General features: G+C 67.9%; 23 protein-coding genes, 1 tRNA gene and 1 pseudogene. 14 read left to right on the forward strand and 11 right to left on the reverse strand.

Annotated features, from left to right (window positions below; translation table 11 throughout):
• Positions 1 to 40 precede the first annotated feature (40 nt).
• From ACFFXY_RS20875 to ACFFXY_RS20905, 7 genes are all read left to right on the forward strand, one after another.
• Positions 41 to 1,894, forward strand: coding sequence for a pectate lyase-like domain-containing protein (locus ACFFXY_RS20875; RefSeq protein WP_382355027.1), 1,854 nt, complete (start codon positions 41 to 43; stop codon positions 1,892 to 1,894).
• 26 nt (positions 1,895 to 1,920) lie between these two features.
• Positions 1,921 to 4,074: a discoidin domain-containing protein gene (locus ACFFXY_RS20880; protein WP_382355030.1), complete on the forward strand. Its 2,154-nt coding sequence runs from the start codon at positions 1,921 to 1,923 to the stop codon at positions 4,072 to 4,074.
• Between the two features lie 54 nt (positions 4,075 to 4,128).
• The gene (locus tag ACFFXY_RS20885; protein WP_382355033.1) at positions 4,129 to 5,025 is read left to right on the forward strand and encodes a DUF1996 domain-containing protein; all 897 of its coding nucleotides are present in this window, start codon (positions 4,129 to 4,131) and stop codon (positions 5,023 to 5,025) included.
• Positions 5,026 to 5,390: 365 nt separating this feature from the next.
• Complete coding sequence (locus ACFFXY_RS20890) at positions 5,391 to 5,654, forward strand: hypothetical protein (RefSeq protein ID WP_382355036.1); 264 nt, start codon at positions 5,391 to 5,393, stop codon at positions 5,652 to 5,654.
• The gene (locus tag ACFFXY_RS20895; protein ID WP_382355038.1) at positions 5,641 to 6,306 is read left to right on the forward strand and encodes a helix-turn-helix domain-containing protein; all 666 of its coding nucleotides are present in this window, start codon (positions 5,641 to 5,643) and stop codon (positions 6,304 to 6,306) included. The genes ACFFXY_RS20890 and ACFFXY_RS20895 overlap by 14 nt, the downstream gene beginning before the upstream one ends.
• 100 nt (positions 6,307 to 6,406) lie before the next feature.
• Positions 6,407 to 6,856, forward strand: a complete 450-nt coding sequence (locus tag ACFFXY_RS20900; RefSeq protein ID WP_382355040.1) for a hypothetical protein — start codon at positions 6,407 to 6,409, stop codon at positions 6,854 to 6,856.
• A 49-nt stretch (positions 6,857 to 6,905) separates the two neighbouring features.
• Positions 6,906 to 7,607 carry an NUDIX hydrolase gene (locus tag ACFFXY_RS20905; RefSeq protein WP_382355043.1) on the forward strand — a complete coding sequence of 234 codons (702 nt, stop codon included), beginning with the start codon at positions 6,906 to 6,908 and terminating at the stop codon, positions 7,605 to 7,607.
• A 54-nt stretch (positions 7,608 to 7,661) separates the two neighbouring features.
• On the opposite strand, the gene ACFFXY_RS20910 is transcribed toward ACFFXY_RS20905, so the two are convergent.
• A complete protein-coding gene (locus ACFFXY_RS20910) occupies positions 7,662 to 8,675 on the reverse strand; it encodes a prenyltransferase/squalene oxidase repeat-containing protein (protein WP_382355046.1) in 1,014 nt (337 codons plus the stop codon).
• An 809-nt stretch (positions 8,676 to 9,484) separates the two neighbouring features.
• Positions 9,485 to 10,300, reverse strand: coding sequence for a prenyltransferase/squalene oxidase repeat-containing protein (locus ACFFXY_RS20915; RefSeq protein WP_382355049.1), 816 nt, complete (start codon positions 10,298 to 10,300; stop codon positions 9,485 to 9,487).
• A gap of 1,262 nt (positions 10,301 to 11,562) precedes the next feature.
• On the opposite strand from ACFFXY_RS20915, the gene ACFFXY_RS20920 reads away from it, so the two are divergent.
• Positions 11,563 to 12,774, forward strand: a complete 1,212-nt coding sequence (locus tag ACFFXY_RS20920) for an IS701 family transposase (protein ID WP_382355567.1) — start codon at positions 11,563 to 11,565, stop codon at positions 12,772 to 12,774.
• Between the two features lie 30 nt (positions 12,775 to 12,804).
• Here ACFFXY_RS20920 and ACFFXY_RS20925 read toward each other — a convergent pair whose 3' ends face one another.
• A complete protein-coding gene (locus tag ACFFXY_RS20925) occupies positions 12,805 to 13,083 on the reverse strand; it encodes a hypothetical protein (protein WP_382355052.1) in 279 nt (92 codons plus the stop codon).
• A 300-nt stretch (positions 13,084 to 13,383) separates the two neighbouring features.
• Between ACFFXY_RS20925 and ACFFXY_RS20930 the strand changes: the two genes are divergently transcribed.
• Both ACFFXY_RS20930 and ACFFXY_RS20935 read left to right on the forward strand, forming a co-directional pair.
• A complete protein-coding gene (locus ACFFXY_RS20930) occupies positions 13,384 to 13,779 on the forward strand; it encodes a hypothetical protein (protein ID WP_382355055.1) in 396 nt (131 codons plus the stop codon).
• 374 nt (positions 13,780 to 14,153) lie between these two features.
• Positions 14,154 to 15,194: pseudogene (locus tag ACFFXY_RS20935) on the forward strand (recombinase family protein); the annotation flags it as partial.
• Between the two features lie 568 nt (positions 15,195 to 15,762).
• Here ACFFXY_RS20935 and ACFFXY_RS20940 read toward each other — a convergent pair.
• Positions 15,763 to 15,837: transfer RNA gene (locus ACFFXY_RS20940), tRNA-Gln, on the reverse strand.
• Positions 15,838 to 15,965: 128 nt separating this feature from the next.
• Complete coding sequence (locus tag ACFFXY_RS20945; RefSeq protein ID WP_382355058.1) at positions 15,966 to 16,550, reverse strand: hypothetical protein; 585 nt, start codon at positions 16,548 to 16,550, stop codon at positions 15,966 to 15,968.
• 68 nt (positions 16,551 to 16,618) lie between these two features.
• Between ACFFXY_RS20945 and ACFFXY_RS20950 the strand changes: the two genes are divergently transcribed.
• The 4 genes from ACFFXY_RS20950 to ACFFXY_RS20965 all read left to right on the forward strand — a co-directional run bounded on the left by ACFFXY_RS20950 (position 16,619) and on the right by ACFFXY_RS20965 (position 19,892).
• Positions 16,619 to 16,936, forward strand: coding sequence for a PadR family transcriptional regulator (locus tag ACFFXY_RS20950; RefSeq protein WP_382355061.1), 318 nt, complete (start codon positions 16,619 to 16,621; stop codon positions 16,934 to 16,936).
• On the forward strand, positions 16,933 to 17,535 hold the full coding sequence (locus ACFFXY_RS20955; RefSeq protein ID WP_382355064.1) for a permease prefix domain 1-containing protein: 603 nt from the start codon (positions 16,933 to 16,935) through the stop codon (positions 17,533 to 17,535). Before ACFFXY_RS20950 ends, ACFFXY_RS20955 begins: the two co-directional genes overlap by 4 nt.
• 268 nt (positions 17,536 to 17,803) lie before the next feature.
• Positions 17,804 to 18,316 carry a SigE family RNA polymerase sigma factor gene (locus ACFFXY_RS20960; protein WP_382355067.1) on the forward strand — a complete coding sequence of 171 codons (513 nt, stop codon included), beginning with the start codon at positions 17,804 to 17,806 and terminating at the stop codon, positions 18,314 to 18,316.
• 19 nt (positions 18,317 to 18,335) lie between these two features.
• On the forward strand, positions 18,336 to 19,892 hold the full coding sequence (locus ACFFXY_RS20965) for a hypothetical protein (RefSeq protein ID WP_382355070.1): 1,557 nt from the start codon (positions 18,336 to 18,338) through the stop codon (positions 19,890 to 19,892).
• 245 nt (positions 19,893 to 20,137) lie between these two features.
• Here the strand turns inward: ACFFXY_RS20965 and thpD are convergent, their stop codons facing one another.
• The 6 genes from thpD to ACFFXY_RS20995 form a co-directional block, all read right to left on the reverse strand.
• Positions 20,138 to 21,025, reverse strand: a complete 888-nt coding sequence (thpD, locus tag ACFFXY_RS20970; RefSeq protein WP_382355072.1) for an ectoine hydroxylase — start codon at positions 21,023 to 21,025, stop codon at positions 20,138 to 20,140.
• Positions 21,026 to 21,070: 45 nt separating this feature from the next.
• Positions 21,071 to 21,484 carry an ectoine synthase gene (locus tag ACFFXY_RS20975; protein ID WP_382355075.1) on the reverse strand — a complete coding sequence of 138 codons (414 nt, stop codon included), beginning with the start codon at positions 21,482 to 21,484 and terminating at the stop codon, positions 21,071 to 21,073.
• Positions 21,481 to 22,755, reverse strand: coding sequence for a diaminobutyrate--2-oxoglutarate transaminase (ectB, locus tag ACFFXY_RS20980; protein WP_382355078.1), 1,275 nt, complete (start codon positions 22,753 to 22,755; stop codon positions 21,481 to 21,483). The genes ACFFXY_RS20975 and ectB overlap by 4 nt, the downstream gene beginning before the upstream one ends.
• 105 nt (positions 22,756 to 22,860) lie before the next feature.
• A complete protein-coding gene (gene ectA / locus ACFFXY_RS20985; RefSeq protein ID WP_382355081.1) occupies positions 22,861 to 23,556 on the reverse strand; it encodes a diaminobutyrate acetyltransferase in 696 nt (231 codons plus the stop codon).
• Positions 23,557 to 23,642: 86 nt separating this feature from the next.
• Positions 23,643 to 24,698 carry a nucleoside triphosphate pyrophosphohydrolase gene (locus ACFFXY_RS20990; RefSeq protein WP_382355084.1) on the reverse strand — a complete coding sequence of 352 codons (1,056 nt, stop codon included), beginning with the start codon at positions 24,696 to 24,698 and terminating at the stop codon, positions 23,643 to 23,645.
• Positions 24,695 to 25,264, reverse strand: a complete 570-nt coding sequence (locus ACFFXY_RS20995; RefSeq protein ID WP_382355087.1) for a hypothetical protein — start codon at positions 25,262 to 25,264, stop codon at positions 24,695 to 24,697. Before ACFFXY_RS20995 ends, ACFFXY_RS20990 begins: the two co-directional genes overlap by 4 nt.
• Positions 25,265 to 25,273: the final 9 nt, after the last annotated feature.

Raw genomic sequence — 25,273 nt, forward strand, 5'->3', positions numbered from 1 at the left:
TCCCTCCGTTCCTTCCCCGCGAACCTCGTTGGAGGCCCACATGCAGGAACAATCCCCACCGGAGCACCGCGGCTTCAAGCGCCGAGCAGCACTCGGCGGCGCGGCCGCGGCGGCCGTCGCCGCGGGCATCGGCGCCGGGAGCGCCGTCGCCCGCGCACAGGCGCAGCCGCCGAGCGCGTGCGGCGAGGACCCCGACGTCCTCCCGCCCACCGACGCCTACGACCCCGACCTCGGCCCGAACACCCTCGTCTTCGACGAGTCGACCCCGGCCGCCGAGATCCAGAGCGCGGTCGACGCGATCACCGACCAGATGCGCACCAACCAGTTCGGGCGCGAGCGGCACGCCGTGCTGCTGCGCCCCGGCACCTACGCCGTCGACATCGACCTGCGGTTCTACACGCAGGTCGCCGGGCTCGGGCTCCTCCCCGGGGACACGGTCGTCGACGGCCACGTCAGGGTCGAGGCCGACTGGCTCCCCCAGGGCTCAGACCGTCCCGACTACCTCGGGAACGCCACCCAGAACTTCTGGCGCTCGGTCGAGAACCTCGCCATCCGCAACCCCGCGGGCCAGATCGCCCGATGGGCGGTCTCGCAGGCGGCCCCGTTCCGCCGCATCGACCTCCAGACCGCGGAGATGCAGCTGTGGGACGGGTACGAGGGCTGGGCCTCCGGCGGGTTCTTCGCCGACTCCCGGTTCTCGGGCCGGGTCGTCTCGGGCTCGCAGCAGCAGTTCTTCACCCGCAACTCGAACCTCCAAGGGGGATGGGCGGGTTCGGTGTGGAACATGGTGTTCGTCGGCACCGGCGGCGCCCCCGCGCACCACTTCCCCGACCCGTCCCACACCGTCGTGGACCGGGCCCCCGTCATCCGCGAGAAGCCGTTCCTCTACACCGCGTCCGACGGCGAGTTCCGGGTCTTCAAGCCCGCGGTCCGCCGCGACGCCGCGGGCACGAGCTGGGAGGGCGGCGCCCCCGCGGGCACCTCGATCTCGCTCGCGGAGTTCTACGTCGTCAACCCCGGCGAGGACGTCGCCACCGTCAACCGGGCGCTCGCCGAAGGACGCCACCTGCTCTTCACGCCCGGCGTGCACGAGTTCGACCAGACCCTGAACGTCACCGCGCCGGGGACCGTGGTCCTCGGACTGGGCCTGGCGACGATCATCCCCACCGGCGGGCAGACCGCGATCGCCGTCGCCGACGTGGACGGCGCCGTCATCGCCGGGCTCCTCATCGACGCCGGGGAGGCCGAGTCCGACGTCCTCGTCCAGATCGGCCCGCCCGGCTCCACCGCCGACCACGGCGCGGACCCGGTCTCGCTCCACGACCTGTTCGCCCGCATCGGCGGCGCGCACCCCGGCTCCGCGCGGGTCAGCCTGGAGATCAACTCCCGCAACGTCATCGCCGACCACCTGTGGCTGTGGCGCGGCGACCACGGCGAGGGGGTCGGCTGGGACGTCAACCCGGCCGCGAACGGCCTGGTCGTCCACGGCGACGACGTGGTCGCCTACGGGCTCTTCGCCGAGCACTACCAGGAGTACCAGGTGGTCTGGGCGGGGGAGCGCGGCCGCACCTACTTCTTCCAGAACGAGATGCCCTACGACCCGCCGGACCAGGCGTCCTGGCGCTCCGGTGCGAACGGCTGGGCATCGTACAAAGTGGACGACTCCGTGGCCGAGCACGCCCTGTGGGGCGGGGGCGGCTACTGCTTCTTCAACGTCGATCCGGGCGTCGTGTGCGACCGGGTCTTCGAGACCCCGAGCCACGGCGGCATCCGGCTCACGTCCCTGGTGAGCGTGTCGCTCGGCGGCGTCGGCACCATCCGCCGCGTCGTCAACGAGACCGGCGACCAGGTCGACGCCGGCTCCTTCACCAGTTACGTGGTGGCGTACCCGTGACCCCTCGAACCCGAAACGGAGCATCCATGCGAACCCCCATGTCCCGCAGGGCCGTCGCGGCCCTCACCGCGCTGTTCTGCGCGGCGGCCGGCTGGGCCGCGGCCCTCGCGCCGGCCCAGGCCCAAGCGGAGGAGGCGCTGCTGTCGCACCAGCGGCCCGCCTCGGCCTCGTCCGAGGAGAGCCCCGACTACACCCCGGCGTCGGCCGCGTTCGACGGCGACCCGGGCACCCGCTGGTCCTCGCAGTTCAGCGACGACGAGTGGATCCAGGTGGACCTCGGCGGGCAGTTCGACCTGACGCGGGTCGAGCTCGTCTGGGAGGCCGCGTACGCGACCGCCTACGAGATCCAGGTGTCGGCCGACGGGTCCGCGTGGACCACCGCGTACGCCGAGTCCTCCGGCGGCGGCGGGTCCGAGTCGATCGGCCTCGACGCGACCGGCCGGTACGTGCGCATGCAGGGCCTCGACCGCGTCGGCGGCTACGGCTACTCGCTGTGGAGCTTCGACGTGTACGGCTGCGCCGCGGGCGGCGGCAGCGAGGTCCCCGACGGTCCCGCCGAAGTGGAAGTGGTGGGCTCCCAAGGGAACTGGCGGCTCACCGTGAACGACGAGCCGTTCACGATCAAGGGCCTCACGTGGGGCCCCTCCCCCGCCGAGGCCGCCGCGCTCATGCCCGAGGTCGCCGCGATGGGCGTGAACACGTTGCGCACGTGGGGCACCGACGCCTCGTCGCTGCCGCTGCTCGACGCGGCCGCCGCCAACGGCGTCCGGGTCATGCTCGGGTTCTGGCTGCTGCCGGGCGGCGGGCCCGGCTCGGGCGGGTGCATCGACTACACCGCCGACACCGCGTACAAGACGCAGGCGCTCGGCGACATCACCGACTGGGTCGGGGTCTACAAGGACCACCCCGGGGTCCTGATGTGGAACGTCGGCAACGAGTCGGTGCTGGGCCTCCAGAACTGCTACAGCGGCGCGGCCCTGGAAGCCCAGCGGAACGCCTACACCGCCTTCGTCAACGAAGCGGCCGTGGCGATCCACGCGATCGACGCCGACCACCCGGTGACCTCCACCGACGCGTGGACCGGCGCCTGGCCGTACTACGAGGCCAACGCCCCCGACCTGGACCTGCTGGCCGTGAACTCCTACGGCGACGTCTGCGGCGTGCAGGCGGCGTGGGAGGCCGGCGGGTACGACCGGCCGTACGTCGTCACCGAGACCGGCCCGGCCGGCGAGTGGGAGGTCCCCGACGACGCGAACGGCGTCCCCGACGAGCCGTCCGACGTGGACAAGGCCGCGGCGTACACCGAGGCGTGGGAGTGCATCACCGGCCACGAGGGCGTGGCCCTGGGCGCGACCATGTTCCACTTCGGCACCGAGGGCGACTTCGGCGGCGTCTGGTTCAACCTCTACCCAGGCGGCAACCGGCGCCTGTCGTTCTACGCGGTCGCCGAGGCCTACGGCGGCACGGCGCAGGCGAACACGCCCCCGGTGATCACCGGCATGGACCTGGGCCTGGACGGCCCGGTCGTCGGCGGCGAGGAGTTCACCGTCGACCTCGACGTGGCCGACCCCGACGGGGACGCCCTCGAATACATCCCGATGGTCAACAGCGCCTATGTCAACGGCTCCTGGGACATGCTGCTCGCGGACTACACCGTCAACGCCGAGGGCACCATCGCGATCCGCGCGCCCGAGATCCTCGGCGTGTGGAAGCTGTACGTCTGGGTCGAGGACGGGCACGGCAACGTCGGCGTCGAGAGCCGCTCCTTCGAGGTGACGCTCCCCGACGTGGAGGGCGAGAACATCGCACTGAACCGACCGGCCGAGGCGTCCACGTTCCAGGAGTGGGGCGGCCACACGCCCGCCGCGGCCTTCGACGGCGACCTCGCGACCCGCTGGGCCAGCGAGTGGGCCGACGACCAGTGGCTGCGCGTGGACCTCGGGTCCCGCCGCGACTTCGACGCCGTCCAGCTCGTCTGGGAGACCGCGTACGCCACCGGCTACCAGATCCAGGTGTCCGACAACGGGACCGACTGGACCACCGTCCACACCGCGACCGGCGGCAACGGCGGCGCGGACACCCTCCAGATCTCCGGTACCGGCCGCTACGTGCGCGTCCTGTGCACCGACCGCGCCACCGAGTGGGGCTTCTCGCTCTACGAGTTCGGCGTCTACACCTGATGACCCTCGGGCGGGCCGCTCCGGCGGCCCGCCCCCTTCCGAGAGGAGACCGACATGCGACTGCGCCACGCCGCCATCGCCTTCGCGGGCCTCGCGGCCGCCGCCGCGGCCCTGGTGGTGGCGCCCACGGCGAACGCCGCCGACGAGGTGACCCACCACGAGTTCCAGGCCAACTGCACCATCGACCACACCGCGAGCGACGACCCGATCGTCTACCCGGGCGTCCCCGGCGCCTCCCACAACCACACGTTCCTCGGCGCCGAGGACGTCGACGCGCACACCACCCTCGACTCGCTCCGGCAGAGCGAGACGACCTGCCTGGTCCCCGACGACCACTCCGCGTACTGGTTCCCGACCCTCTCTCGCGACGGCGAGCCGATCCTCACCGACTGGCACCTCGTCGTCTACTACAAGTCCGGGATCGAGGACTACACCGCGGTGCAGCCCTTCCCGGAGGGCCTGCGCTTCATCGCGGGCGACATGATGGCCACCGAGGAGCAGTTCGCGACCGCGCCGGGCCAGGTCGAGGGCTACGAGTGCGGTGAGTCCTTCTTCAACTGGGACATCCCCGACTACTGCACCTCGTGGCTGAACATCCGCTACCAGTCCCCGAGCTGCTGGGACGGCGTCAACCTCGACTCCCCGAACCACAAGAGCCACATGGCCTACCCGGTCTCAGGCGCCTGCCCGGCCTCCCACCCGGTCCCCGTCCCCATGATCGAGTTCAAGATCCACTGGCCCGTCCAGGGCGACATGACCGGCGTCCAGCTCGCCAGCGGCCCCGGCTACTCCTGGCACTACGACTTCTTCAACGCCTGGGCCCCCGACACCCTCGCCGCCATGGTCGACCACTGCATCAACGGCGGCCTCCAATGCGACTCCCGCGGCTACGACCTCTACAAACCCCACCGCGGCCAAGTCCTCGACGAGAACTACGAACTCATCCGCTAACCCCATTGAGACCAGCCCCGGGCGCGAGTTCCCGGGGCCGGTCTTGTTCCGATGTTCAGGGTCACATGCCAGTAGCCGACTTGAGGTCCAAGGCTTATCTGTATCTTTTTTCGTGCAACAATCTTGTCAGGCCCACAATAATTACATCAACGCTGCAAGCTGCTGCGATTCACTCGACACTTCCGCGGCGGCACACTGACCAGTTTGCAAGCCCCGGTCCAAAGGTTGCGCCCGCCACCGAATCGGGAATCTTCGCCTGGCAGGCGCAGCGTCGTCATGCAACGATGAGGATTCGATGAGCAGGGCCGGAGTGCCCATTGAGCACTCATCGTGAGCACTGACGACTTCGGAACCGGAGCTGTGACATGGTCAGAATCGCCCCCGCGCAGAGCGATCCGCAAGAGACGTGGCGACGTGCCATCACGATCGTCTCCATTGTCCTGGTGTTCGGCTTCGTCCTCCTGATGGTGGTCCTGGGACAGAGCCTCGCCGCCGCCACCGGCGCGGCAGCTGCTTGCGCGTTCGCCGCGGCGAACCTCGCCCACAGGCTGGCCAGCCCGAGCTCCCGGAGGCAGCAACCGCTCAATCCGGGGGCCGAACCCAAGGGCGAAGACGATGCCCAGACCTGAAAATGAGGTCCGAGGGACGTCCGACGCCGCCACCGACTTCGCGCGCCAGCTTCGGGCAGCCCGTCGAGACGCGGCGATGCCCACATACCGGCAGCTCGCGCAGATGACCGGACTCGCCGCGCCCACGCTTTCTAAGGCCGCTTCGGGCAAGAAGCTCCCGACACAGCAGATTGCGATCGCATATGCGGTCGCCTGCGGCCAGTCTCGAGCGCTCTGGGAGTCCCGATGGCTCGAGGCGAAGCGTCGGCTCGAAGTCGAACGCTCGCGATCAGAGGCCGCGAGGGACGTCACCGACACGCAGAACTCGATGGCGATCGCCGAGTCGCTGCGCGACCTCACCTCCCGGGTCCGGCAGTTGTGCAGCGGCCCGGAGCTCACCTTCTCACAGCGAGGTTCGAATCGGACCAGGAAGCGTCCGAGGGTGCCAGGATCGACCCGCCATCTCGCCGACGTCATCACTCGGGGACAGCATCCGACATCGGCCATATCGCATGTCCACGTCGCCAGGGCGTTGAACGGCAATCCGCGGTATGCGCTGAACGAAGTGCTCGTGGTCTCCATTGTCCGGGCATGCCATGAACTCTGCGGCATCGCCTTCTCCGAGGAGGACCGACGTTCCTGGCACGAACGCATCGCGGCAGCAGATCGATGACCCTGTTTCGAACTTCCGACAGGCCTCCCGCCGGATCGAACAACGCCCACCGCGTGTCCATCACCTGAGTCCCCCGACCTGAAAGGCCGAGACAGTGCACATGAACTTCGACCCCGAGCAGCGCCTTCCGAAAGCGGCGATCATCGGAAGCTTCCGAAAGCACTACAAGGAGGTCGTCGATGCAGCGCTGAAGTTCGAGTCATCGTCGATCTCCGTACTCAGTCCACCGGTCTCGCGGATCGTGGATCCGAAGGCGAACTTCGTCAGGTTCGAAACCGATGCGCTCGACTCCACCGATCATCAGATCCAGACCGAGACCTTCGCGCGCATCTTCAAGTCAGACTTCGTCTACGTTGTGACGCCAGGGGGATACATCGGCCGCACCACGTGCTTTGAACTCGGTAGGATTCTGGAGCGTGGAATCCCTGTCTTCTACTCAGAGGAGCCAGATGATCTCCCGATCTCGATCGCCTCGGAGTCAGTCTGCAGCGTCGATGAGCTTGTCATTCGAATGCGAACCGTCGAGGTTCGCAGCAGTCTTTGCCGTTGAGAGGTCGAGCAGGATGTCAGTCGGTATCCCCGAGCAGCCCCATTCCGCGATGATCGAGTATCCCCGGCTCACGGCGGATCTTGTCGTCCTCACCATTCGGGACGACCGGCTGAAGGTGCTGCTGGTCGTGAGGGGCAGACAACCTTTCAAGGGCCGACTGGCGCTTCCCGGAGGATTCCTTGAACACGGCGAGAGCCTGGAGGAGACTGCGGCCCGTGAGCTCTTCGAGGAGACGGGCCTTGATGCGGACCGGCTCCACCTGAAGCCGACGGGCATCTACTCAGATCCCGAGCGCGACCCGCGGAGCAGGGTCATCACCGTGTCGTACCTTGCCATCGCACCGAATCTCGAGATGCCCTCTCCCGGCGACGAGATCCTGAGCACCGACTGGTACGAGGTGGACGACGACCTCTACATGAATCTGGCATTCGATCACGCCAGAATCCTCGAAGACGCGCTGGAGCAAGCCAGAGCGCTCCTTGAGCAGACGTCGATCGGCACCACCTTCTGCAAAGAGCCCTTCACCATCAGCGAACTTCGACGGGTGTACGAGATCATCATGGACATCCAGTGGAACCAAGGGAACTTTCAGAACAAGGTTCTGGGCATCGAGGGATTCCTCGAGTACTCCGGGGAGAAGGGCTCGAAAGGTCCCGGTCGCCCCGGAAAGCTGTACAGAGCCGGGCCGGTCAGAAAACTCAACGGCCTCATGAAACGCCCGAAGACGGCCGGCACGCTCGTCGAGGGTTAGTCAACGAGAAGGGCTCCCCAGGCGGGTTCCGGGGCGGGCCGCGTTACCCACCGCTCAGAGCTTGCCGAAGAACTGGGCCAGCTTGACTCCCAACCCGAGCAAGCTGACGACGAAGCCTGCTTTGCGAAGGCGCAGACCGCTGGGCGATCCCTCGCCTCGTTGGCGGACAGACGTCCCGCTGCCTCCCTCCCAGGGTTGATATCGCCAGGCCTCGTAACGATTCTTGCCGTCGTAGAGCAGGTCGCACAGGACTGCGATGGTGATCATGTCCTGGGCGCGGCGAGCAATGGCAGCCGGAGAGATCGCCTTCTGTCGGTCGTCCCGCTTGGGGGCCCTGTCCTCTCGCTGCTCCGAGACCAGGAACCTCAGTAGTCGGAACAGGGCCGCCTGGCACCGGCGTTGCAGGCCCGAAGGCACATAGGCGAGGCCGACACAGATCGCCCGGGTGATGATTGCGTGCGCGCTGTATTCGAGCCGATGGGGAGTTTCGTGCTGCTCTGAAGCGAGGACGTCTTCTTCCAGGTCCTCCCAGGAGCCGTCGGGCTTCTGCTGCCCCAGGATGAACTTGAGCGCGGCGGCGATCTTCGTCCGCTCGCACTCGCCGCTGCACATGAGGGCCGTGACGACGAGAGCCGTGGTGGCGGCGTCGACCCGGCGGGACGGGTTCATGCTCGACTTCCAGGCCCCATCGGTCGAGCAGTCCTCCGCACGTATGAGGAACTTCCTCATGGCGGTGACGGGGCCCGCGTGCACGTGCTCGTCTTCGCCGTAGAGCGCCAGCACGGTAAGCGTCAGCGCCGTGGGGATGAGCCTGACGGCGTCCGCTTCGTGTCGGCCCGGGTTGCAGAGCACCCGACCGGATTCAAGATGTACGAGTCCGAGGAGCGACTCGATGGCACGCTTCAAGCCGTCGGGGCGCCCCAGATTCAGGGGCTGCAAGAGGAGGAGGTCCTGCGTGATGATCTCAGCGCCGTCGTAGTCGCCGAGATATCCGCAGGTGACCCGGCCGTTGTCGTCGACGAGCTCAAGGACGGCTCTGCCGTCCTTGGCTGAAGATCGGTCGCCCATGAAGTGCGCCAAGCAGGATGCAGCGGCGCCTGCACAGCCGGACGGCTCAGACCCGAGAGGGTAGGTAGGCCAGCCGGTCTGATCCAGCAGTCGAGCCTGATTGATCTCGCTGAAGCGCCGCTTCAGGCACTGCTTCGCTTGTGCCCGAAGCTTGCGACGACCCCTACGCACCGGCGGTTCCCGGGGCAGCCAGGCGCTGGCTCAGCTCCGAACGGGTGATCCAGTTTCGGGCCAAGGGGATCAGGGTGCACCGATATCGGACCAGTCCGAATACCTTGATGAACTCCACATCGCCCCCCTTGGTGTATGCGACTGCCATCGCATGCCGCACTAAAGCTCTCGGGTCGACCGCGAGCGGACTTGACCCGATGATCACGCGGATCCATGAGCGGACCTCGCGAAGAGGAACTATCTTACGATCTTGCCCCGACGGTTGTCGCTGTCTAGTGTCGGATTTCCGCTTGCGGGTGTTCCGCGGTGACAGGTTGTGGCGCATTGCTCGCCGACAGATCGATTCCAGCTCGCCCGTGATCGCAGAGTCATGTGGTATTGGAAACCGTATGTCCGTCCTTTGGAGGAGCATTGTGGCTGCTTGTCGCCCCGGCACTCATATCAGGGTCGGCGGTCGATTCAGACACGCCAATGAAAGCGATTGCCCCTCGCCTGACATCACTAGACCATCTGACATGGCAAATCATTCTCATTCAGTAACAGTGATTGTTGTCTCACTCAGCACTCATCCAATCGATCAGATCGCGACCACATCTCTATTGCAATAGAATTGCACAAGGCATCCGATCGTAGGACCTTTAAGTTCTGTACTTCAAGTAGCGACGAGCCCGGGCCGCGGCGCGTCCGTTCCTCGGGCCTCCCAACATGAGTAGAGCCGTGGAACACCATGCGGTGGTATCGATCCGGCTTACGGAGATGAGGTCGGAAGTTGATTTTCTGACCGACCAGACATCCTCTTCTTTCGGCCAATGGCCGTCGCGGCGCTGCGCGCTCCGGAGGTAAGCGGCAGCGGGCTTGAGTTCGGATCGTGGCACTCCTGCGGCGATAAGAGCGAAGCAGGCAGCTGCGGTGTATGCCGGTCGCGGCTCCGATTCAGGGAACGCGCCCCACATACCGCTAGGGAACTCGTTGAGGAGGAAGCCTTTCACGAGATCGATGTCCCTCAAGGCACCCCCCCACGCAGCGAGAGCGATGAGCGTCAATGCCGCCGGATAGGTCCGCCTTATGCCGACGCCTTCAAGAAAATGCGGATTTGCCGCCCTGTCCAGTATAGGACCTTCCGGCCAACCTTGATCGATGGCATCCGATGACGATCGGACTGAGCCGTCGTCGCGACGTATCTGTTTAGAGAGGAACTGCAGTGCCAGTTCGATGAAGCAATCACGGGGGCGTCCGATCGCTTTGAGCGCGAGGAGTAGCCGTGCGGTTTCCTCGACACCGTTGAAGCGGTGATCGCCCCATGACACCGATCCGTCGCTTCGCTGCCGCCCCAGAAGGCCCCTATCGGCAGGAACGTCGCCAGAGTCCATGAAGTCCCCGGCGGTGGCGAAAAGGCGCTCCACAGCGAAACGTTCACTGTCGATTACAGATCCAGTTACTCCTCGTGATTCCATGGACACCTCCAATGGCTTGAGGGGTAAAGGTATTGGAGGAAACCCGGTTAGAGTATCCGCGAAACGTCTAAGAAAATGTCGTGTATCCGACAAAAATCGTTCTAGATTGTGAACAGTGAGACTGTTGATGCGAAATATCACATTGTATTACCCGCAGTGTCAGTTTGTGTACTACTTGGGCACAGATGGGTGAGTGTTTCCAGAGGATCACGTCTTCCCACGCGAGCAACCAAAGCGGTTGGATTCGGACGGCCCAGCGTGGCCTTCGAAGTCCGGAACCCGCTCCGCGAAGCGCGCCAGCGGAACGGCTGCGCGAGATGACAGGCGACGATCAGGAGGCCTTCAAGCACGGTGGGCGCAGGGGCGCCGGGGCAGCGACAACGGGATTGTGGGGAGGTCTTGTACCTCGTCGACCACGGTCGGGCCCTTTTACGCGAGACGGCTCCGTAGGAGTCACGGCCGGTATGAACGGCGGCGTCCGGGCCGCTTGGGTCGAAGCCGTGGCGGTCGGCGGCACCACCGCAGGAGCATCGAGGGCTACTTGCCGCCGCAAGCGTCGGCTGCGGCAAGGTGACGAGTCGCTATGCCCTGATGTAGGGCAGATTGTCGTGGGACCACATCGCACGCGCCATCGAGGCTCGTTCCAGCTCAGCGGCAATCTCGCAAAGCTCAGAGACTTCAAAAGGTTCTATACTCGGGTGGGAACCCCAGGCGCTTGAAAGACGGTCGAATCGCGGAGTGGTCTCACCTTCTCGGATTGGATGCACGATCACCGCATCATGGATGAGGCGATTCCTCTTATCCTTCAACGCGTTGAGATCATCTAGCAGCGAATCTGCGTGGGCTCGCCGGGTGCCCAGGTCATCGCGATCACCTAGAAGTCTTCTGGCTTCCTTAATCAGCTGCCCCATGGGACGACCAGGCTTTCCTATGAAATGCACCTCTTCAGACTCAGCTAGCCCCAATATGAGTCCTCCTAGCAGGTGCTCAGCCTTCGCGCACGCTAGAGTCGCGTCGCCAACGGCTCGGCTCAATTCCTCCAAATGCCTCGCCATGTTCATCGTTCACCTCACACCGCTCATCTTTCAGTTCGCAAGTAGCCTAGTACTGCAGTGAGAGTTCTGGGTTTGAGCTGGGGGGATGCCGTGGTTGGGCGTGGGACGGCCGTCGTGATCATTGTTGTTGTGAGGCAACTGAAGAGCACGACGGCGGATGGAGCGAGTGTAGCTGTGGAACGGTGGAGGGAGGGCCTGGACGCGCTGTTGGCCCGGGCCGCCCCGGCGTTCCGTCGCATCGAGACTCGTCTGAACGCGAAACGCCTGGTGAACGCCTTGATGGCCCATCTGGAACGGCGGAACTGCTGGACCTTGGCCGAGCAGGCTGGCGAAGTCGGCCCGTGGCGGTTCCAGCACCTGCTCTCCCGTGCGAAATGGGACGACGCCCAGGTCCGGGCCGAGGTCCGCGCCTACGTGTCCGAGCATCTGGGCGCCGAACGCGGTCTGCGGGTCCTGGCCGTCGATGAGACCGGTGATGTCAAGAACGGCACGGCGACAGTCGGGGTCCAGCGGCAGTACTCGGGAACCGCGGGCCGGATCGAGAACTGCCAGCTGGCCGTCTACCTCGCCCTCGCCACCACCGCCGGGCATGCGGCGATCGACGTCCGCCTCTACCTGCCGAAAGTATGGGCCGAAGATCCTGGCCGGCGCGAGAGCGCCGGAGTTCCCGAGGAAGTCACGTTTGCGACCAAGCCCGAGCTGGCCGCCGACATGATCGAGGCCGCGCTAGACGCGGGCGTGGACGCGGATTTCGCGTCCGGTGACGAGGCGCATGGCATTAACCCCGGCCTGCGGGCGCGCCTCCAGCAACGGCGACTGTCCTATGTCCTTGCCATCGCCCGCACCACCCCGGTCATGCTCTGCACCGGTAAGGCCACCGCCGAAACGGCGCTCGACCAAGTGCCCGGGACCGCGTGGCAGCACCGTTCGGCCCCAAACGGCGCGAAAGGGTTGCGGCTCTACGGCTGGGCCTGGGTCGACCTCGAGCCCGAAGACAGCGGGCACGCTGGTCTCTTGGCCCGCCGCAACCGAACGACCGGCGAGATTGCCTACTACCTGACCTGGACTACCGCGCCGGTCCCGCTCCTGGTCACCGTGGCCGGGATGCGTTGGCGGATCGAGGAGACCTTCAACGGCGCCAAGGAACTTGCCGGGCTCGACGAGCACCAGGTCCGCACCTGGACCTCCTGGCACCGGTGGGTCACCCTCGCCATGCTCGCCTACGCCTTCCTCGCCATCACCCGCGCCACCGAGACCACCGAAACCGAGCCGGACATGATCCCGTTGAACTGCAACGAGATCCGCCACCTCATGGTCAGCGCAGCAATGCCGAACATCAGTTGGGAGCATCGCCTCCGATGGTCTGGCTGGCCACGCCGCCACCAGGCCACCGCCAAACGACTGCACTACCAGCGGTAACTCGCCCTCGCCGCATGAACACCGAACGCATCACCGCTGGTCCAGATCGGCGCGGACCTCCGTGTCCTCGTCCGCACCCGGGACTTGGCGGGCCTCTCGCCGAGCCTCGGCGCCGCGAACGCACCAATCGAGAATCCAGAGCACCGCGAGCGCGGGAACTCCGACCAGACCCGTGCCCAAGGACCCCCTGAGGATTGCCTCGGCCTCACGGTCACCGGCAAGGTAGTAGCCGTTCATCATCATGGCGCACAACGCAATCGCCGAGATCCCGGGTCGCATTCGACGCCATGCCGCAATCCAGAAGTCCATGCCCCTCACCCCTCGCTCGACAACCTGAGCAACCCGAGGATCGCACACCAACGGCATCAACGGCGGCCGCACAAAGCTCGGCACCGACAGCCTCGCAGGTCAGGCCAGGAACTCTCACTGGAGTACTAGCTGCGGTCTCGCACTCGAATTGAGTGGCGGCCAACGGGATCGCTCGCGATGATTGCAGCGTGGAAACACTGACACACGCGATCGAGGACTCCCTCTACCGGCTCGACAGCGGTCTGGACCTGACCATGGCCGCTGCCGAAGCACTGGCCCGTGGGATCGACTTCCCCAGCTTTGGCAGAGCTGGCCGGTCTGTCGAAAGGCGCTGCTTACGAGATCCGCGAGATCGTACCGAAGGTCGTCGACGAACTCGCAATCAAGGTGTCCACCCTTCCTGAGGCGATCTTCAGGAAGGCAGGTCACCCCGCACGAGCGTTCCTGGCCGGTGACCTCGAATTCCTCACGGCTGCGCGGGAGGTCACCGATCTACTCTTTGGGACGGCGTGCTGGGACTTCGCTGAGCGACCCGACGTCGAGCTTGATTCATTCGGCGACATCACGCTTTTCAACGAGTGGGTCTACACCGTAGACAACGGCTTTGAAGACGACGGTTGGTACTTCTTCAAGTCGCGCTCGGATGCCGAAGCCTGCTTTCGAGCCGTGGCGGCGGCGCTGACAAATAGTGCGTGATCGAAGCCGTCCTGCCACGTCTAGCCACTGTTTTAGCTGGTAGTCCCATTTTTTGAGTCTGTATTTGCGACTTGGAGAATGGTAGAATCGATGGGTCCAGGCCGTTCGATCGCGGCGAGACATCGCCATTGGTCGTTTTCTTTGTGCGTGTAGCCAGCGCGCGTTCTTGTGGTGTTCCCGAAGGTTCTCCCGTACGCGGCGCGGTTCGGGGTGCTCTGGAGTCGGATAATTCGGGTCGCTCGACGGTGCGGGGAAGCGGGTCTACGGTGGCGTTGACCTGCTGCCGTGCTGGAGTCGGAGCGGAGTGCCGATGGGAAGCCCGGGGGCGCGGATGCACGTCGGACCGAATCCTCAAGTCGGAAGGCCGATCGATCATGAGTCAGGACGTCAGGGCGAAGCGTGCCGTGCTCTATCTGCGAGTGTCCTCGCGGGGACAGGTGGAGACGGATTACGACCCGGAGGGGAACTCGATTCCAGCGCAGCGGAAGGCGTGCCAGCGGCGGGCTGAAGAGCTGGGGATGGAGGTCGTGGACGAGTACGTCGAGCCTGGGAAGTCGGGGATGACGGTCGACGGGCGGCCGAAGTTCCTGGAGATGATGGCGCGCATCCGGAATGAGAAGGATGTCGGGGCGATCATCGTGTACGCGAGGTCGCGGATGCACCGGGATACGGCGGATGCGGCGATCACGCGGCGGGAGCTGAAGAAGCTCGGGGTGCAGCTCGTCTCGATCATGGACTACACCGAGGACAGTTACGTCGGGGACTTGGTGGCCGCGATCCTGGACGGGGTCAACGAGTATCAGTCTCGGGCGTCGGGCGCGGACGTGGCCTACAAGATGAGTGCGAAGGCGGCCAACGGCGGCACCGCTCATCAGGCGCCGATCGGGTACCTCAACACCGGAGTGATGGTCGACGGCCGCGAGTTTCGGACGGTCGTCTTGGACGAGGAGCGGGCGCCGCTCATTCGGATGATGTTCGAGCTGTATGCGAGCGGAACGTACTCGTTCCGGGAGGTGCAGCGGGTGGTCACCGAGTCGGGACTTCGGACTCGGCCGAGCAAGCGGTGCCCGGCTGGTCGCGAGGTGCCGATGTACACCATCGGCTCGATCCTGCGGAACCGGTATTACCTGGGGCGGGTCACGTTCAAGGGCGTCGAGTACCAGGGACGGCATGAGCCGCTGGTGAACCAGGAGCTGTTCGACCGGGTCCAGGGTGTGATGCGGCAGAACAACGGCGGTATCCGGAAGCGGGTGTACGACCACCCCTTGAAGGGGGTGTTGTGGTGCGGGCGTTGCCGGACCAGGTTCTACCTCGACATCGTGACCAATGGACGGGGCGTGAAGTACGCCTACTTCGTTTGCAGCGGCCGGGCAAACAAGACGTGCCGGAGCGAGCGGGTTCCCGTCGCCATCATGGAGGCCAAGGTGCGGGCTCACTATGCGCGCCTTCGGGTTCCTTCGAGCATCGCGAGTGAGCTTCAGTCGCAGCTTGACGCGGCGTTCCGGGAGCGCCAGCGGCTTGATGTCGAAGTTCGAGAGCAGCTGAGTTCGGAGCGGGCTCGGCTCGAACGGCAGCAGGATCAGCTCTTGGAGCTGATCGGTGATCCGGACTGGCCGCAGGTGCGCCTCAACGAGAAGGTTCGGGAACTGCGGGATCAGCTCTCGCGAGTAACCGAGCGCTTGGAGAGGATCGGCAGCGCCGGGTTGGAGGCCGCGGGACGGGCGGTCAACCTGCTGCTTGAGCTGCTCGATGATCCGGTTCGGTTTCTTGAGGTGCTGCCTAAAGCGCAGCACCGGGCGGTTCATCTCGGGTTCTTCGGACGGCTCTACGTCACCGTCGAGGACGGGGAACGCGAGCCGAAGGTGGTCGGTAACCAAGTCGCGGAGCTGCTGGAACCGCTGGTATCCGCGGCGCAGCGAACGACCCTGGGCAAACAAAAAGGCCCGCACAGCGGCGGGCCTGTTTGTTTGGATGAAACCAAATTGGCTGGGGTACCTGGACTCGAACCAAGAACGGCTGAACCAGAATCAGCTGTGTTGCCAATTACACCATACCCCAATGGTGTCGTAGCGCCTCGAAGCTCGTTGCGCTGACGGGATGTAACTGTACCGGACGGGCTCGCGGGCCTTCAAACGGGTTCCTGTGATGGGGACGACTCGGTTGAAAGGACGCGGGGATGGTGGGAGTCAGGAAGGGGAGGGGGCGGGGGTGGGGCGGTCGAGGCGCAGGTAGGTGAGGGTGAGGGCGATGAAGGCGGCGAGGATGAGGAGGTCGGCGGCGTGGGCGAGGGATTCGGTGCGGGTGATGCGGCTGAGGGGGAAGAGGGCGCCGGAGGCGATGAGGAGGAGGCCGAGCCAGAGGGGGGCGAGGCGGGTCCAGAGGAGGGCCGCGCCGAGGGCGCAGAGAGCGAGGGGGAAGGCGGGGCCGGGGATCCAGAGGACGACGGCGGAGGCGACCGGGTGCTCGGCGGCCGCGGCGAGGGAGTCGGGGCCGGAGACGCCGAAGAGGCCCTCGAAGTAGCCCTGGAGGCTGAAGGCCATGCCGCCCGCGAAGCCGGCGAGGGACAGGACGGCGCCGAGGGCGCCGACCCAGGGCCGGCGCTCGCCGATGCGGGTCCAGACGGCAAGGAGGCCGTAGATCCAGGCGACGGTGGAGCACATGAGGACGGTCGAGGCGGTGACGCCGTAGCGGTCGCTCTCCCACAGGAACGTGGCGATCGCGCCGAGGAGGGGGCCGAGGACGAGGGAGGCGGTGGCGAGGTATCTGTTCATGTAGAGAGACTACATGTAGAAGTTCTACATAGCAAGACCGTCTACCTATCGGGGCGTAGCCTTGGCCCATGGACGCGGACGGCATTCACGGACAGCTCGACACCCTCATCCTCGCCACCCTCAAACGCGGTGAGGCCCACGGCTACGCGATCATCACTGCCCTGCGCGAGCACAGCGGCGAGCGGCTCGACCTCCCGAGCGGCACGGTCTACCCGGCGCTGCGGCGGCTGGAGCGCGCCGGGAGCATCAGCGGCACGTGGTCGCAGGACACGGGCAGGCGCCGCCGCGTCTACGCGCTCACCGAGGACGGCCTGAAGGCCCTCGACAAGGGCGTGCGGGACTGGAGGTCCCTGCGCGAGGTCATGTCGGCGGTCCTCGGCGCATGAACGAGTACATCGCCGCGGTCGCCGCACCGCTGCGCGGCCCCAGGCGGGTCCGCCGGGACATGCTCGCCGAGATCGAGGACGGTTTCGAGGAGGCGGTCGCCGAGCACGTCGCGGCCGGGCTGAGCCGGGGCGAGGCCGTCGGGGCGGCCGCCGCGGAGTTCGGGGAGCCGCGGGCCGTCGCCGCGGGGTTCCAGCGGGAGCTGGAGGCCGCGCAGGCCCGGCGGACCGCGTGGACGCTCGTGATCGCCTTGCCCGCCATGACGATCATGTGGGACGTGTTCGGCGGGGACGGCGACCCCGGACTGGCCGCAACCCTTCTGGCGCGCGTAGTGGACGCCGCGACCGCCGTCGCGTTCGGCGCGGCCGCGCTCGTGCTCACCGGGCACCTCGAACGCCGGGCCGCCCGCCTCTGCGGACTCCTGGGCCTCGTTCAGATCGCCACGGCGCTCGGGTGCTCGGCCCTCATCGCCGCCGTCGCGCAAGGGCAGGGGCCGACGGGGGCCTGGGCCGCGTTGATCGCGGCGTCCGCGGTGGGGGCGGTCCTCGTGTGCGCCACGTCGGTGCGGGCGCTGCGGACGGCCCGCGCGGCGATCCTCTAGGGCCGCAGGGAGAGGCAGCGCCAGCGCAGCCAGGGCAAGCAAGCACCAGAGCCGCGCGGAGGTCGCACAGGGCCGCACGGAGACCGCGCAGAGGCAGCACCGGGCCGCCGGACGACCCGCCGACGGGAAAGCGCCGCGTGGTCGAGAAAACGCCCCGCACGGGACAACCGCGCCCGGCCCGTCCGCGTATGTAGCGTGCCGGGCCGCGCCGCCATCCACCACCGTGCGCGCGAGGCCGGGCCCCTACCCGTCATCTGAAAGAGGCCCAGTGGAGTCCGAGGAGCAGCAAGAGGCCGAGTTCCGTTCCTTCGCGATCGCCCAGCGCGACAGCCTGCGGCGGTACGCCTACCTGCTGTGCGGGGACTGGTTCGAGGCCGACGACATCGTGCAGAAGGCGCTGACGAAGCTGTTCGCCGCGTGGAGGCGCGTCGAGCCCGGCGGGGCGCCCGCGTACGTGCGGCGCATCGTCACGAACGTGTACTTCTCGCACCGCCGCCTGTCGTGGGTGCGCCGCGAGCGCGCCAGCGACGAGCTGCCGGTGCGGCGCCTCGACCGCCCGCAGGAGGAGGTCGACGTGCGGCTCGAACTCGCCGCAGCGCTGGACCGGCTGCCGCCGCGCCAGCGGGCGACGCTCGTCCTGCGGTACTGGGAGCAGTTGTCAGTCGACGAGACCGCCGCGGCCATGGGCTGTTCGACGGGGACCGTGAAGAGCCAGTGCGCCAAGGGAATCGCCAAGATGCGCGAACTCCTCACCGACGCCGCCGTCCCTGCCCGGGCGTAGCGGAAGGAAGCGAACCACCATGAATCTGCAAGACGACCCCGGCGCGGTGCTCCGGGAGCTCATGCCCGACAGGCCCCCCGCGGGCGCGTTCGACCTCGACGGCATCGTCCGCGACGGCTACAGGGCGCGGCGCCGCCACCGAGCGGTCCTCGCGGGCGCGTCGGCGACCAGCGTCGCCGTCATCGCCGGGGTGCTGGCCGTCTCGATCACGGGTCTGCCTGGAGTGATCGCCGACCCGAACGGCCCGCCCGCGTCCGAGACGGGCCCGGACACGGCCCTGTCGGGCTACCCGCAGCCCGGGGAGGAGGGCTTCGGCGATCCGGACGTCGCGCAGGCGCTCACCGAGGCCGGGCGGGACGCGTTCGCGCCGCTGCTGGTGGACACGGGCCTGTTCGCGGCGTCCGATTTCGAGACGGTCGTGAACGAGCCGAGCGAGCAGGAGGTCCAGGACTACGCGGCCGAGCACGCCGTGGGCCTGGAGGAGGCCGAGGAGGCGCTCACCTACGTCGCCGACAACGGCGAGTTCGCGTTCGGCGGGCACATGCGGCCCGGGAACTACGGGCAGGTGCAGCTTCGCAGCTACCTGGCGTCGGTCCGGACCGGCCTGGACGAGGACGGGTCCGGCGGGCGGGTCCTGCTCGACGTGGAGGCGCTGCTGCCGGGCGGCTGGACCGACGAGCCGGGCCCCACGAGCGAGCAGTACTTCCCGCAGCACCTCATCGACGACGACGCCGCGGCGTTCGACCGGATCGAGCTGGACGACGGCCGGGTCCTGTACACCGCCGACGACGGCTGCGAGCAGCGCGCGGCCGTGATGTACCCCAACGGGTCCGGGCTGCGGGCGACCTGGAACGGCTGCGACGGGGGCCCGGAGGTGGACGCGGAGCGGTTTGCCGAGGCCGTCGAGGCCATGCCGGAGACGGACTTCGACACGGCGGACCTGCAAGGCGTCGAGGAGGTCGTGGACGTGCCGCCGGGGTGGCTCGCGTCCGACGACTCGTGGCGGCCGTGGGCCGAGGACGGTGCGCAGTCGACGGCGGTGGCGGCCGGGGAGGTCCTCGGCGGACTTGTGCCGGGCGCGGTGCTGTTCGACCCGTGGGTGACCCCGGAGCTCGACCCGGCGGACCCGGTGGACGAGGACGCGGTGGCGCTGCGCCGGTACGCGATGAACGGGACCATGCCGGTCGGGGACGACCCGGACGTGCCGTTCGACCTGGTGTACACGCTCCCCGGCGGGTGGGTGCCCGGGTTCGGCGACGCGGACTTCACCGGGCCGTACCTCGCCGACGGCAGCCGCGGCGACTGCACGGAGACCGAGGTCGAGGGCGGCGGGACGGCGTACGTGGCGCAGACGCTCGTCGAGCACGACGCCGATCCCGAGATGGGGATCGAGGACCCGTGGTTCGCGGGCGAGTACGAGGTGACGGTGGTCGACCCGGACGGCTGGGCCGTAATGGTGCGCTTCTCGTTCTCGGACCCGGACTTCGCGCTGACCGCGGAGGAGTTGACGGCGATCGTGGCGGCGCTCCCGGCGCCGGTGTACGACGAGGACGCGGAGCCGGTGTTCGGGGAGTGAGGTGCGGCGGGGCCGGTCCTCGGCGGTCGGGACCGGGGTTCCGGTCCGGGACCGGGACCGGCTCCGGCTCCGGCTCCGGCTCCGGCTCCGGCTCCGGCTCCGGCTCCGGCTCCGGCTCCGGCTCCGGCTCCGGCTCCGGCTCCGGCGGATGAGGCTCCAGTGGAGCCGGGGCCGCGCCGCGTCCTGCCACGGAATGGCCCGCCGGGGGCGGGGACGCCGGTCCTCTTCCAGGGCTTCGGGGGCGCCTAGTTGAGGACCTGCCAGTCGCGCGAGCCGAGGTACTCGGGGCGCGGGCGGTCGGCCGCGAACGGCTCGACCAGCGAGTTGTCGATCGCGTTGAACACGATGAACAGGTTTGAGCGCGGGAACGGCGTGATGTTCCCGTTCGAGCCGTGCATGCAGTTCGAGTCGAACCAGACCGCGGAGCCGGCGGGGCCGGTGAACTGGTGGATGCCGTACTTGTCGGCGAGGAGGCGCAGCGACGCCTGGTCGGGCGTGCCGATCTCCTGCTTGACGAGCGAGGCCTTATGGTTGTCCGCGGGGGTCTCGCCGATGCACGAGACGAACGTCTGGTGCGAGCCCGGCATGATCATCAGCGAGCCGTTGAAGTGGTAGTTCTCGGTCATCGCGAGGGACAGGCTGACCGCGCGCATGCGCGGCATCCCGTCCTCGGCGTGCCAGGTCTCGAAGTCCGAGTGCCACTCGAAGGGCGCGCCGCCGAAGCCGGGCTTGTAGTTGATCCGGCTCTGGTGGACGTACACGTCGGAGCCGAGGATCTGGCGGGCGACCCCGGCGATCCGGTCGTCGCGGATCATCGCGGCGAAGAACGGCGAGATCTTGTGGACGTCGAAGACCGAGCGGACCTCGTCGGTGGTCCGCTCCCGCACGACCCGCTCGTCCCCGGCGAGGGACGGGTCGTGGAGGAGCTGCTCGATCTCGTTCTGGGCCGCGGCGAGTTCGGCCGGGGTGAGGAGCTGCTCCACGGGGGTGAAGCCGTGCTGGGTGTGGCCGTCGAGGTGCTGCTGCGCGAGCGGCCCGTCGGCGGCCGAGCCCCAGACGGCCGGGTCCTCGGTGCGGTAGATCAGGCGCGGCTCGTCGAACCGGCGCGTCGGATAGAGGTCGGTGGGCGACATGGTCGTTCGTTCCTCTCTGCGCCGCAAGGGATGCGGCGCGTTCCGTCAGGCTTCTTCGGTGATGAGGGGGTACACGCCGTCGGCGTCGTGGACCTCCCGGCCGGTGACCGGCGGGTTGAACACGCACACGCAGCGCAGGTCCTCTTCCACGTCGAGGGTGTGCCGCTCGTGTCCGTTGAGGACGTACATGGTCCCCGGCGCGAGCGCGTGGACCTCGCCGCTGTCCAGGTCGCGGAGTTTCGCGGACCCTTCGATGACGTAGACGGCCTCGACGTGGTTGGCGTAGTGCATCGTCGTGGAGGTCCCCGCGTAGAGGACGGTGTCGTGCAGGGAGAACCCGGTCCCGTCGCCCGCGAGCAGCAGGCGCCGCGAGCGCCACGTCCCGGCGGCCCGGTCCCGGTCGCCGCCTTCGACGTCGGCGCTCGTGCCGACGAGATCCTGGAGCCTTCTGACGATCATGCGGCCTCCTTCGCTTCCTGTTCCTTGGCGACGGCGGCGACGGCTTCGCGGGCGATGCCGATGCCCTCCTCGAAGTCGTCCCTGGTGGTGGTCAGCGGCGGGAGGAGCTTGACGACCTCGTCCTCGGCGCCGGAGGTCTCCATGAGCAGGCCGTTCGCGAACGCCTCCTGGCAGACCAGGCCCGCGTGCGCGGGCTCGGTGAAGACCAGGCCGCGCGCGAGGCCCCGGCCGCGGGTGGTGATCCCGAGTTCGGGATGGGACTCGGCGATGCCGTTGAGCTCGCCGTCGAGCCACGCGGCGCGGTCGTCGACCGCGGCGGTGAGGTCGTCGTCGCGCCAGAACGTCTCCAGAGCGGCTGTGGCCGTGACGAACGCGGGGGCGAACCCGCGGAACGTGCCGTTGTGCTCGCCGGGCTCCCACACGTCCAGGTGCGGCTTCATGAGCGTGAGCGCGAACGGCAGGCCCATGCCGGACAGGGACTTCGAGAGCGTGACGATGTCGGGGCTGATCCCGGCGCGCTCGAATGAGAAGAACGGGCCGGTGCGCCCGCAGCCCATCTGGATGTCGTCCACGATGAACAGCAGCTCGTGCTCGCGGCAGACCTGTTCGAGGCCGCGCAGCCACGCGTCGGAGGCGACGTTCACGCCGCCTTCGCCCTGGACGGTCTCCACGATGACCGCGGCGGGCAGGTCGAGCCCCGAGCCCGGGTCCTCCAGGAGGCTTCGCAGCCAAAGGAAGTCGGGCGTGCGGCCGTCCATGTAGTTGTCGTAGGGCATGGTCGCGGCGTTGTTGAGCGGGACGCCCGCGCCGCCGCGCTTCATGGAGTTCCCGGTGACCGCGAGGGCCCCGAGGGTCATGCCGTGGAAGCCGTTCGTGAAGGACACGACGGTCTCGCGGCCGGTGTACTTGCGGGCGAGCTTGAGCGCGGCCTCGACGGCGTTGTTCCCCGCGGGGCCGGGGAACTGGACCTTGTAGTCGAGGTTGCGGGGGGCGAGCACGAGGTCGCGGAACGATTCGAGGAACCGGCGCTTGGCGACCGAGTAGGTGTCGAGGGTGTGGACGACGTTGTCCTCGGCGAGGTAAGCGAGCAGCGCCTCCTTGAGCGCGGGGTGGTTGTGCCCGTAGTTGAGCGTCCCCGCCCCGGCGAAGAAGTCCACATAGGATCTTCCCTGCTCGTCGGTGATGCGGCTGCCCCTGGCGGTGGAGAACACCGTCGGCCAGTTGCGGCAGTAGGAGCGGACTTCTGATTCGACCTGTTCGAAAACCTGCATGAGTCTCTCTGGGTCGGCCTGATAAGCGGTCCTCCGCTCCCCGCCCGCGCGAGCGGACGGGCGCTTACCCGGGCCGGCGCTTGTCGGTGCCCGGGTAGGGCGGGCTCAGCCCAGGGCGCGTCCCGCGGTGCCGCTCGGGTCGGGCGGCGGGCAAGCGCCGTCCGTCCCGGGAGGGGCCGCGAGCGGCCCGCCCATCCCCCCGATCGGGCGCGCGAGCGGCCCGATCCGGTGCAGCACTTCGGGTTCGTGTCCGGAGCCGAGCTCGCGCTCGGAGAACAGCACGTCGCGCGTCAGGTCCGCGCCGTTCGCGTTCGCGAACGACTCGAACAGGTGCATCGACGCTTTGTTGTCGGGGGTGACGGTCGCTTCGACGAAGCGCACCCCTTGGTCGGCGCGCACGGTCCCGGCCAGGTGGCCGAGCATGCGCGATGCCAGTCCGCGCCTGCGGAAGTCCGGGCCCACGGCCACCTGCCACACGAAGAGCGTGTCGGGCGCGGCCGGGCGCCGGTATCCGGTGATGAAGCCCGCCAGGCGGTCTCCCGCACGAGCGACGACGCTGGTGTCCGCGAAGTCGCGGCACCACAGCAGGTACGCGTACCTGGAGTTGACGTCGAGGCCCCCCGATTCACGGGCGAGCCGTTCCATCGGGCCCCCGTCCGCCGGGCTCGGCGAGCCCAGTGCGAAGCGGGTCGGGGAGCCCGGTTCGAGCGGCCCCTGGGGGTCGCTCGCCTTGTTGAGCTGGGCCTTGACTTGGGTGTCGGCCCCTGCCGGGCTCGGAACACTTGCGTCACCGGATGGCATGGGGACGACCGTAACAAAGATCGGACCGATTGTTAAGCCCAACCGAACGATATTGTGAAGTTTTCCGCAAAGGTTGAGGAGAACGTCTATGCCCGGCGGCCGCCTTCGCCGGTCTCGTCCTCGTCCTCGTCCTCGTCCTCGTCCTCGTCCGCTGCTTCGTACCCGTCTTCGTCCTCGTCGACCTCGTCTTCGTCGTACTCCGCGTCGCCGTCTGCTCCGTGGCCCTGCGGGTCAAGGCGTTCGAGCCCGGCGCGCTCGCCGATGGCCTGGCGCAGCGCGAGTTCGGGATCGACCCCGGCCTCCCGCGCGGCGCTGACGGCCGCGAGCAGGAAGTCCCCGACGTCCTCCGGTGCGAGCTTCATCCCGTCCGGGAGCTCCGGCAGGTCGAGCGGTTCGCCCTGGTCGCTGAAGCGCTCGATGACCTTGGCGGCCAAGGCGAGCGACGGCAGCTGGCGGGAGACGCCGTCGGCGGGGTGGTCACGGTGGGGCTTCTCGGCGGCCTTCGCCTCGTTCCAGTGCTCGTACAGGTCGTCGGGGTCGGCGTCGCCCCACACGTGCGGGTGGCGGCGGATGATCTTCTCGACCAGGTCCCCCGCGACGTCGTCGATGTCGAAGCCCTCGGCGAGCGAGGCGTGCAGGAGCGGCTGGAACAGCAGGTCGCCGAGCTCCTCGCGCAGCTCGTCCGGATCGCCCCCGGCGATCGCGTCGAGGACCTCGTAGGACTCCTCCAGCAGGTACGGGCCGAGGCTCTGGTGGGTCTGGCCGCGGTGCCACGGGCAGCCGTCCTCGGCGTGGAGGCGCGCGACGGCCTCGACGAGGTCGAGCAGGCGCGCGCCGGCCGGGTCCCAAGAGCCGTAGACGACTTCGAGCTCGATCTCGCCGCCCGCCACGTACTCGGCGAGCGCCTCGCGCAGCTCCTCGTCGCCCTCCTCGCCGACGATCCAGACGCCGCCCTCCTCAAGGAACTCGGCGGCGTCCTCGACGATGTCGACGTCGATCCCGGCGCCGCGGATCGCCTCCACGGCGGGCGTCTCGTCGAACGCGGCCACCGCCTCGGCCTCTTGCAGCGCGTCCCACGCCTCGACCGAGAGGAGGCCGGCGGGGATGCGAGGGGAGGTCAGGAGCCAGGTGACGGTGCTCAACGCTGCGGGACCTCGACGGGGAACACCGAGGGGAGCGGGCTGAGGTCGAATTCGCCGTAGCGGGGGTTCACGGAGATGTCGTATTCATCCACATAGGAGGCGAGGTCGTCGGTGAACCCGGCGAGGAGCTCCAGGTCCGCCTGGCCGTACCCGGCGACGTTCGCGTCGGTCTGCGCGGCCTCGACGACCCGAGCCATCTCGTCCTCGGTCAGCGCCCGCGGCTCCGCCTCGGCCACGAGGGCCTGGAAGTACTGCTCGGCCTCGACGGCGACGGTCTCCAGCTCGTCGGCGCCCGCACTCCCCACGGGGTCCAGGCCGACGGCCTGCCCGAGCTCGGAGTACAGCACGTACGTGACGATCTGCTTCCGGTCGTCCGAGTAGTTGAAGACGCTCAGGTCCTCGCCCTGCTCCGCGCGGAAGTCCGCGATCGTCGTCACGTAACCGTCGATCGTGGACTCGGGCACCCGCTCGTCCCCGACGAACAGCGCCGCCCCCTGCTGGCTCCCGCAGGCCCCCAGCGCGAGCAGCCCGACCGCGGCGACACCCGCCACTCTCAGTGTGCGCACAGCACTTCC

This window comes from Glycomyces mayteni (assembly GCF_042428885.1).
Classification (GTDB): domain Bacteria; phylum Actinomycetota; class Actinomycetes; order Mycobacteriales; family Micromonosporaceae; genus Glycomyces; species Glycomyces mayteni.